Source organism: Thermogutta sp., from assembly GCF_014359955.1.
Lineage (GTDB): Bacteria > Planctomycetota > Planctomycetia > Pirellulales > Thermoguttaceae > Thermogutta.
Genome location: NZ_JACIYL010000097.1, coordinates 1 through 9,356, shown reverse-complemented (window position 1 = coordinate 9,356; position 9,356 = coordinate 1). Strand labels below are relative to the sequence as shown.

General features: G+C 59.1%; 7 protein-coding genes. 4 read left to right on the top strand and 3 right to left on the bottom strand.

What is annotated here, in order from left to right; genetic code table 11:
- On the bottom strand, positions 1 to 1,787 hold a 1,787-nt coding region (locus H5U08_RS04900; RefSeq protein WP_297030859.1), incomplete at its 3' end, for a glycosyl hydrolase.
- 265 nt (positions 1,788 to 2,052) lie between these two features.
- Between H5U08_RS04900 and H5U08_RS04895 the strand changes: the two genes are divergently transcribed.
- From H5U08_RS04895 to H5U08_RS04880, 4 genes are all read left to right on the top strand, one after another.
- A complete protein-coding gene (locus H5U08_RS04895; protein WP_297030857.1) occupies positions 2,053 to 3,060 on the top strand; it encodes a DUF1559 domain-containing protein in 1,008 nt (335 codons plus the stop codon).
- A gap of 348 nt (positions 3,061 to 3,408) precedes the next feature.
- Positions 3,409 to 3,624, top strand: a complete 216-nt coding sequence (locus H5U08_RS04890) for a hypothetical protein (protein ID WP_297030856.1) — start codon at positions 3,409 to 3,411, stop codon at positions 3,622 to 3,624.
- 262 nt (positions 3,625 to 3,886) lie between these two features.
- Entirely contained in the window at positions 3,887 to 4,162 is a 276-nt protein-coding gene (locus H5U08_RS04885) for a hypothetical protein (RefSeq protein WP_297030853.1), read from the top strand.
- Positions 4,163 to 4,393: 231 nt separating this feature from the next.
- Positions 4,394 to 5,182: a radical SAM protein gene (locus H5U08_RS04880; protein WP_297030851.1), complete on the top strand. Its 789-nt coding sequence runs from the start codon at positions 4,394 to 4,396 to the stop codon at positions 5,180 to 5,182.
- A gap of 21 nt (positions 5,183 to 5,203) precedes the next feature.
- Here H5U08_RS04880 and metH read toward each other — a convergent pair whose 3' ends face one another.
- Together metH and H5U08_RS04870 are read right to left on the bottom strand one after the other, a co-directional pair.
- Positions 5,204 to 8,899 (bottom strand): methionine synthase, encoded by a 3,696-nt coding sequence (metH, locus tag H5U08_RS04875; RefSeq protein WP_297030849.1) that lies wholly within the window; start codon positions 8,897 to 8,899, stop codon positions 5,204 to 5,206.
- Between the two features lie 76 nt (positions 8,900 to 8,975).
- On the bottom strand, positions 8,976 to 9,356 hold a 381-nt coding region (locus H5U08_RS04870; RefSeq protein ID WP_297030846.1), incomplete at its 5' end, for a hypothetical protein.

Genomic DNA, 9,356 nt, shown 5'->3' with positions numbered 1-9,356 from the left:
CGCCAGCTTGTGAACGCCTCCATGTCAACCATGGGCTTGCCGTAAACGTGGGCAGCGCAAGCGGTTTCTTTGACCACCCAGATCTGTTCATCCACCCAGAATTCGCCCCGCGGGATGTCGATCGCCCCCTGGGCTTTGAGGGAGTCCACCGGTACAGGATGGAGCGGCAGGCCGGGACCACCGGCTTCCGCGCAGAGTTTCAGACCATGCTTGTGACAGATTTCCGTGGCCCGGCCATAGAAGGCGTCCACAATCAAATCGGAAAGCGTCGTCTCATAATCACGAATGAAGCGCCGCGTGGTCGCTTCATCCGTCATGATGCAACCCAAAAGGACCGGCAGAAACGGTTTCATGTCATAGCCGCGACGACGCTGAAATTCCTCCAAAAGTTTTGGCGTCCAGGTAGCGCCGCGAAGTTCGTAGCTGCACACATAGAGTTGCTTGAGAGCCGTCTGATCAAGTGGTCCCAACTCGGCGATCAATGGCTCCAAAATATGTTTGAAATGCCAGTCTGTGGCGTCAGGATTGAAATGGTCGATGGCCCAGCCTGCGGAATTCGGGCTGGGGAGAACGAGTTGTTGCCCCGTGTTTCCATAGCCAAAGCGAATGATTCGCCATTTCCCCGCCGGAACCTCCCAACGCAATTTGCCGTCGGGCGCCAGCCGGTCGGTGAGGTCGATGACCTGTGCGGGAGATGCGATGACCACAGGGGGTTCCTCGGCCGAGGCCCAGCTATTTCGCGGACCGTTGCGGACCCCGTCGTGAATGCAGTCGGCCGACCATGGCCCCGAGGTTTTCCACTGGGTGGTGAATCGCACGAGAGCCGCCCCAGTGCGGCTGCCACCATTGACTATTCGGGAGACGACGTTATTGCCCTGGGGCGTGTAAAGTTCAAATTCCCCCAGTTCCCACCGCGATTCACGGGGATTGTGCCTGGAAAGAAGTTCCAGCTTGACGTATCGCGCGTGAGTCGCCGGAAAGTCGAACCGCTGCGGTTCCGTCGTCGGTTGCAGTTCGCCCTTGACGACCAGGCGAAACGCCTCGGGAGCGTCGTCCGTGTCTGACAAGTAAACGGCGAAACCCTTCACGAAGCGGTGAAGTGGCCCGGTCTTGCTGGGATCTTCCGACTCGGTGTTGCACAGGATGACGTGATCAACGAGGTAACGACCAGGCGGCGCCAGTTGGAAAACGAACGTCGGGCGATCGTAAACCGTGTCGGCCGGGACCGCCAGCACAGCGATATCCCGATAGATCGGGGGCCATCCGCCAGGATGTTTGTGGGCAGCGGGAGGGAGTTCTGGCTGCGGGATGGTGGCATCGAGAGGCCCCGGCCCTTCACAGGTGATCTGAGTGGTGAAAAGTCCCATCGCTCCATACTCGGGCGTCACCCAGGGGCCACCGGCGTTCCAGCTACTTGATGTGATGAGGCCGATTTCCATGCCCATCTCTTTGGCCTTGCTGAGGAGCGGCACAAGCTGGCGAACCCATTCCCGGCTCATAAAAGCCGGTCCCGCGGGGATAACCTTGTCGGGATCACGTGCGCCAATATCGAAAACGTATAACCCGCTGAGGCCCTTTTCCCGAAATTGTCGCAGCTCGCACAAGGCCTGCGGGACATCGACGTAGCCGTTCATCCAACACCAGTACGCAGCCGGTCGTGCCACGTCCGGGGGATTCCGAAATCCCAGGACAAGCTCGTCGGGAATCTCGGTGGCCAGCGTCGTAAAAAAGCTGCTAAGGCTCACGATTCCCATTGACAGGACAGCAGTTAGAAGACGCTTCAGCATGGCACCACCCAATGTCGGTTAAAGGCTGTTGTTCACGCGCGATTCCCGAGATTTCTCAACGCGACGCCATTTTAACACATTCTTAGCGCTCTCATAACGGTTTCTTAACACGGTGCCCGTATAGTGACTCTGAACGACGGACAGGAAACATCGAGGACGCACGTCACGTGATCCCAGCCGTTGCTGAGGTCGGGTCCTCTCAGGAATGGCGCGACAACGATGGGAAGCGGCTAAGGACCCGTCAACTGATTAAAGGAGGAACCGTATGGACAGTATCAGGCTACAAAAGTCCGCAAAGAAGCGTGGTTTTACGCTTGTCGAGCTCCTGGTGGTCATTGCGATCATCGGAGTTCTGATCGCGCTCCTTTTACCCGCCGTGCAGGCGGCCCGGGAAGCAGCAAGACGGAGTCAGTGCAGCAACAACCTCAAGCAAATTGGATTGGGTTTTCACAACTTTCAGGATGTGTACGGCTGGCTGCCGAACGGGGCGCGGGATGGTGATCACCGTGTTCCCGATCCGCTGACGGCCTGCTGCAATTCGCGGACCCGGCATGGCTGGAGCTGGCTCTACCACATCACCCCGTTTATCGAGCAGAAGGCGATTTATGATCTGGCCAGCGACGCGGATGATCCGCCGACCCCTGGTTCGGGACAGAACAGCAAAGAAGACATCGTGGCCCAGCAGGGGGTCCCCACCTATTATTGCCCCTCTCGCCGCTACATGGAGTATTACGGAAGTGGCAAGTTTTACCGCTCCGATTACGCGGGAAACGGTGGCCAGCGCGACGCCGGAGACGTCCGAGGATCGGGCAGCAACGGACTCCGCGGTGTCGTTATCCAGACAGATGCCAAGAAGACGCGGGTCGAGATGCTTCGGGATGGGTCTTCCAACACCATCATGGTGGGCGAAAAGGCGCTCCATCCCAAGGCCTTTGGTTCAGAAGGCGGGGATAACGAGAGGTGGAACAACGCGGGCTGGGACGAAGACATCATCCGCTGGGGTGCCTTTCGCAAAAGTGACGGCACTGAATACGGGCTGACGCCCATCCCGGACAACAAGGCCCCGTACAATCCGGGCTCCGGTTGGACCACTGTGGTGGACGTCGATGGCCGCGCGTGGGGCCAGTGGCATCCCTTCTTTGGGGCCTCTCATCCGGGTGGGATGAACGCCTGCATGGCCGACGGAGGTGTGCGGTTCCTGAGCTTCACGATTGAGCATCAGGTGTTCCGACGCCTGAGTCTCAGCGATGACGGTGAGCCCGTCCAGTACTGATGGGTTTGGGGACTATCCACACTGCCTCACCCTCCCTTCACGCCGCCGGTTGGCTGCCCGCAGACCTCCCCCCGTGTGTGTCACCCGCCAAGGGCTTCGCGGGCAGCGGACCATTTCTCTCAGCAGTCGGTGACACAGTCAGCAAGCAAACGGATTCGAGAGCCTCTCCGGGAATATTGTAGGAACGGTTCAGAAAAAGCGGAACTTCCAACCATGGCGCGCGACGGGGCGTGATGCTGCACCGAACGTTGGTGGCTCCAGCGGCGAATCCAACCAGCGACGTGTTGGGCCAACATGCGAACCGACGTGATCTGTTGTGGCTGTATTCAAAAAAGGAGGATTCTGAAAGTGACACAACATCAAAGCAAATTGAGAAGAATAACGCGGTTGTTTGGGGCGGTCATTCTGGGAGTTGTATTGGGGCTTGTATTGGGGAGTGTGCCAGGTTGTGGCCAGAAGAAGGCTGCACCGCCCCCGCTTACGGAGGACCTCAAGGCGAAGATTCAGCAGGAGGATGAGGCGATCACGGCGGCGGAAAGAGCTCAGGCTCAGCGTCGCCCCTGAGTGCGGCAGTAGCCTGATGGATAGAGTGGATCACCGCCAGTCAGGCACGGATTGGGTTTATGCGACAATCGCCACGGCTTGAGATCAACTGTGGCGCGAACTTCCGAAACGCAAAACGGTCGTTAGAACAATGAGGCGAATAAATAAAGCAAGAAATAAGATCGCAAATGTCAACTTGTCTTTCTGCCCGTTCTCCTCGTAAACTAATAAGAGTTGGGGATCGGCATGTCTTTCATCGGCAGGCAAAGGCGAGGACCGAGCCATGATCGGGAGTGAATTGGACACGATTCCGTGCATTGAGGAGCTCAAACCCGGTGACCGAATTGAAGTGGAACACCGTGTGACGGTGGGCAGCAAAAGCTGGATCACCCGCACGGTGGGGACCGTGGTGCGGACCGAGCGGGTCGCTCACGGCCTTCATTTCGATAGGGCACCAGACGAAAAAACCTACAGCGACGTGATCCTCCTGGAGCTGCCGGATGGTGAACTCACGACCGTCACGCTGGACGAATTCACCGTGATCCGGCGGGCGCGTTGAAGACTTCCGGCTCATGGGTGTCTTTTGTACGACTCTTATTCGTTTCGAGCGCCGAGGGGGTTCGCATTTTTGAGGAAAACCGAACGGGAACAAGATCTTTGCGAAGCTCGCTCGCCATTGGGCCCCGTTGAGTCCAGTCTTTCCAGCTTGCCGATGTCCGTCCCCGGTCCTTTGCCTACCGTTTTCACCCGCCACGAACGCACCTTCGGAAACTTCCGGTTTGTTTATCCGGTGGTGAGCCGACGCGCAGGTGGGGTCTCCATTGGCGTCAATCTCAACCCCGACAAAATCTGCAATTTTGATTGCGTCTATTGTCAGGTGGATCGCCGCGAGCTGCCGGGTCGCGTGTTTGTCGAAATAGACCGGCTCCGCGAAGAGCTCCATGCGGCCATTCGACTCGTCCGGCAGGGTGAACTTTTTTTGATGGACAAGTTTGTGGACACGCCGGTTTCCCTCCGCTGCCTGCGTGACATTGCTTTCAGCGGCGATGGCGAGCCCACCACGTTCACCAATTTTGAGCAAATCTGCCAGCTTGCCGCGGAGGTTCGCCGCACCGAGCGATTAGACGACATCAAGCTGGTCCTTATCACGAATGCCTCCATGTTCCACCGGCCGGGTGTCCAGCGGGGACTGGCGATCCTCGATGAAAACGGAGGTGAAATTTGGGCCAAGCTGGATGCCGGTACCGAGGAATATTTCCAGAAAGTGGCCCGAACGTCCATTCCTTTCCGGCGAATTCTGGACAACATCACGGAGGCTGCCCGTGTTCGCCCCCTTGTGATTCAATCTCTTTTTATGCGGTTGAATGAGCAGGTCCCTCCGCCGGAGGAAATCACCGCTTACTGTGAACGTTTGACTGAAATCCTCAACGCCGGCGGACGGATCAAACTGGTGCAGATTTACTCCGTGGCGCGTCCTCCTGCCGAGTCATTCGTCACCGCGCTCTCGCCCCAGGAGCTGGAAGCCATCGCGGCCCAGGTGCAGTCCCGTACCGGGCTGACGACGGCGGTTTATCCGTAGGATGAAAGAGGCCCGCAGCGCTCAGCTCTCCAGTTCGTAGGCAAGATACGGCGCAAGCCATCGCTCGACTTCCTGGAGGGGCATCCCTTTGCGGCGGGCGTAGGCCTCCACCTGATCCCGGGTCACACGGTCCACCGTGAAATACCGGGCCTGGGGATGGGCGAAATACCATCCGCACACGGAAGCCGGCGGGTCCATGGCGAAGCTCTCCGTCAGCCGGATCCCCGTCGTTTCAGTGGCACGCAGCAGTTTGAAAAGCGTGGCCTTCTCCGTGTGATCCGGACAGGCGGGGTATCCCGGCGCTGGCCGAATGCCACGATATCGCTCCTTGATCAGATCTTCGTTGGAGAGGTTCTCGTCTCGCCCGTAGCCCCAGTCACGCCGTGCCTGGGCATGGAGCTTTTCGGCGAAGGCCTCGGCCAGCCGGTCGGCCAGCGCTTTCACCATGATGGCCCGATAGTCGTCACGCTGTTCTTCGTACTGTCGCGCCAGTGCCGCTGCCTCATGTCCCGACGTGACGGCGAAGGCGCCGATGTAATCCGGACGGCCGCTCTCCACGGGGGCGATGAAGTCGGCCAGGGCGAAAAACACTTCCTGTCCCTGCCGTCGCCACTGCTGCCGCAATGTATAGAAACGGGCAAGGACCTCGCTGCGCGTCTCGTCGGTGTAAACAAGGATGTCGTCACCCTCCGAATTGGCCGGCCAGAATCCGTAAACTCCCCGGGGATGAAGAAGTTTGTTGGCAGCGATCTCCTCGAGCATCCGCTGGGCATCACGCCAGAGGGCCTCTGCCTGCTGACCGAACCGGGCATCGCTGAAGATTTTGGGATATGTGCCGGGCAATTCCCAGGCGATGAAGAAAGGTGTCCAATCGATGTAGGGGATCAGTTCCTCCACGGACACCTCCACGGTCCGGGTGCCCAGGAAGCTCGGTTGGGGGATGTCCACGTTCGCCCAGTCACAGGTGAACCGACGTGCCACCGCTTCCCGATAGGGAACCAAATTGGCCGTGCGACGCTGAGTGTAGCTTTCCGCCAGTTTGGCCTGCTCTCGGCGGACTTCTTCTGCAAACGCCCTCCGCTCCACGGGATTCATCAGCCGCTCCACCACGCCAACACTCTTGGACGCGTCGGGCACGTGAACAGTGACGCCGGCATATTCCGGTGCAATTTTCACCGCTGTGTGCTTCGCGCTGGTCGTCGCTCCACCGATGAGGAGCGGCAGCGTCATCCCGCGACGATTCATTTCCCGGGCGACATGGACCATCTCTTCCAAACTGGGGGTGATCAGCCCGGATAGTCCCACGATATCGGCCTTCTCCCGCTCCGCTGTCTCCAGAATTGTCTCGCAGGGGACCATCACTCCCAGGTCCACAATCCGATAATTGTTGCAGGCCAGCACAATGCCCACGATATTCTTGCCAATGTCGTGCACGTCGCCCTTGACCGTTGCCAGGACAATCGTCCCGCGATGCTGCCCGTTTCCGCCCGACCGCGCTTTCTCAGCTTCCATGTAGGGCGTCAGATAGGCCACCGCCTTTTTCATCACCCTGGCCGATTTGACAACCTGGGGAAGAAACATTTTCCCCTGGCCGAAAAGGTCACCGACAACCTTCATGCCGTCCATGAGGGGGCCTTCGATGATCGCCAGGGCCGACGGCATTTGCTGACGGATTTCCTCCACATCCTGTTCGATGAACTCGTCAATCCCGTGAATGAGAGCATGTTTGAGCCGTTCCGCGACCGGGGCCTGTCGCCATTTTTGCTCGGTTTTAGTCGCCGCATCCGTTGATGTCGTGGAAAGTTTTTCCGCAAAGCGGATAAGCCGCTCTGTAGCATCCGGCCGACGGTCGAACAGCACATCTTCGACGAGTTCCCGGAGTTCCGGGTCGATCTCTTCGTAGACGTCGAGCTGCCCGGCATTGACGATCGCCATGTCCAGCCCTGCCTGAATGGCGTGATAGAGGAAAGCGGCGTGCATGGCGCGGCGAACCGGCTCGCTGGAGCGAAACGAAAACGAAATGTTGCTCACGCCTCCCGAAGTCTTGGCCCCGGGGCAGCGCTGTTTGATTTGCCGCACGGCCTCGATGAAATTGATCGCATACCGGTTGTGCTCTTCGATTCCCGTTCCCACCGTCAGAATGTTGGGGTCGAAAATGATGTCTTCCGGCGGGAAACCCACTTTCTCGGTGAGCAACCGGTACGCCCGCTCCGCAACGCGGACCTTGTGTTCGATCGTGACCGCCTGGCCCTCCTCATCGAAGGCCATGACCACGACCGCCGCCCCATAACGGCGGATTTTTCGCGCCTCTTCCAGAAAGACCTCTTCGCCTTCCTTCAGGCTGATCGAGTTGACGATCCCTTTGCCCTGGAGGCACTTGAGTCCCGTCTCAAGGATCGACCATTTGGAACTGTCGATCATGATGGGAACGCGTGCAATATCGGGCTCCGCGGCCAGTCGATTGAGGAACTCCCGCATGGCCTGCTCACCATCCAGCAGGGCATCGTCCATGTTGACGTCGAGAATATTCGCCCCACCTTCCACCTGCTGGCGCGCAATGGCCACCGCCTCATCATAGCGGCCTTCCCGGATGAGCCGGGCGAACCGCCGCGATCCGGCCACGTTTGTTCGCTCGCCAATGAGGATAAAGTTGCTGTCCGGACGAATGACCAGCGGCTCCAGCCCGGCCAGCCGCGTCCAGCGAGGAATCTCGGAAGGTGTGCGGGGACGCTTGTCCCGGACGGCCTCCGCGATGGCCCGAATATGAGCAGGCGTGGTCCCGCAGCAGCCGCCCACGATGTTGAGCCAGCCATTCTGGGCAAACTCCGCTAGGACGGCCGCCATCTGCTCCGGCGTTTCGTCGTAGCCGCCGAATTCGTTGGGAAGTCCCGCATTGGGATGGCAGCTCGTCCAGATCGGGGCGAGGGACGAAAGTTCTTCCACAAACGGACGCATCAGCTCCGGCCCCAGCGCACAGTTAATTCCCACGCTGAAAAGAGGGGCATGCGAGATCGAAATCCAAAAGGCTTCGAGGGTCTGTCCGGAAAGAGTGCGGCCACTCCGATCGGTGATCGTCACCGAGGCCATCACCGGCACCCGCCGGCCGCTTGCTTCAAAAACGTCTTCGATGGCCACAAAGCAGGCCTTCGCGTTGAGCGTGTCGAAGATCGTTTCCACAAGCAAAATATCCACCCCGGCTGTCAGCAGGGCTTCCACCTGTTCTCGGTAAGCCGCGTAAAGATCATCGAACGTGACCGCGCGATATCCCGGTCGGTTGACGTCGGGCGAAAGCGAAGCCGTCCGATTGGTCGGGCCAATCGATCCCGCCACAAAACGGGGACCACTCTCCGGATGGGTCGCCTGATACCGAGCAATGGCGTTTCTGGCACACTGAACCGCCGCCGCGTTGATGGCGGCCACATGATCCGTCAAAGCGTAGTCAGCCAGCGAGATGCGATTGGCGTTGAATGTGTTGGTCGTAATGATGTCGGCGCCGGCTTCGAGATAGGCCAGATGGATGCCCGTAATCGCATCGGGCTGCGTGATGGAGAGGAGATCGTTACACCCCTTGAGAGGGGCCGGGTGATGCGCGAAGGCATCACCGCGGTAGGCCGCCTCATCCAGGTGCAGGGTCTGGATCATCGTCCCCATCGCACCGTCGAGGATGAGGATCCGCTGGCGGACAAGATCATTCAGAAGTGCTGACGAATCGTGCATGGTTCCGTGGGGTACTCAATCGCTGGTCGATGTCCAATTGACACGTGAGGGAAGCCGGTTGCCTGTCGGCGGGTGCTCATTCCACCCGATAATCGGCCGTGGTGAGATGACCGCTCGTGCATCCCTGGGCAGGAAACCGCTTCCCATTGGCCGTTGCGCGGGCGTCCATTTGTTTAATGATATGCACGCCGAGCGGCGTTGGCGAACCTGGAGCAGCTTCCTGGGGCCGATCTTCGCCCGGGGGCATCACCGCGAAGACTGGCAAGAAAAGAAAGTTTCGCGATTTTCCGACATCTGATTTTTGAGTTGATTCGTCAACATTTGGCGGGGTACGCAAAGTGAGTTTGTCCCGAGGCGTCCGCACTTTTTCAAACTTGTTGGGCGATGGATAATCCGGCATAGAAAAGCGGACCGCACGCCATATGGAGTGCGGGGCTTTAGCCCCGCTTTCGGCGCG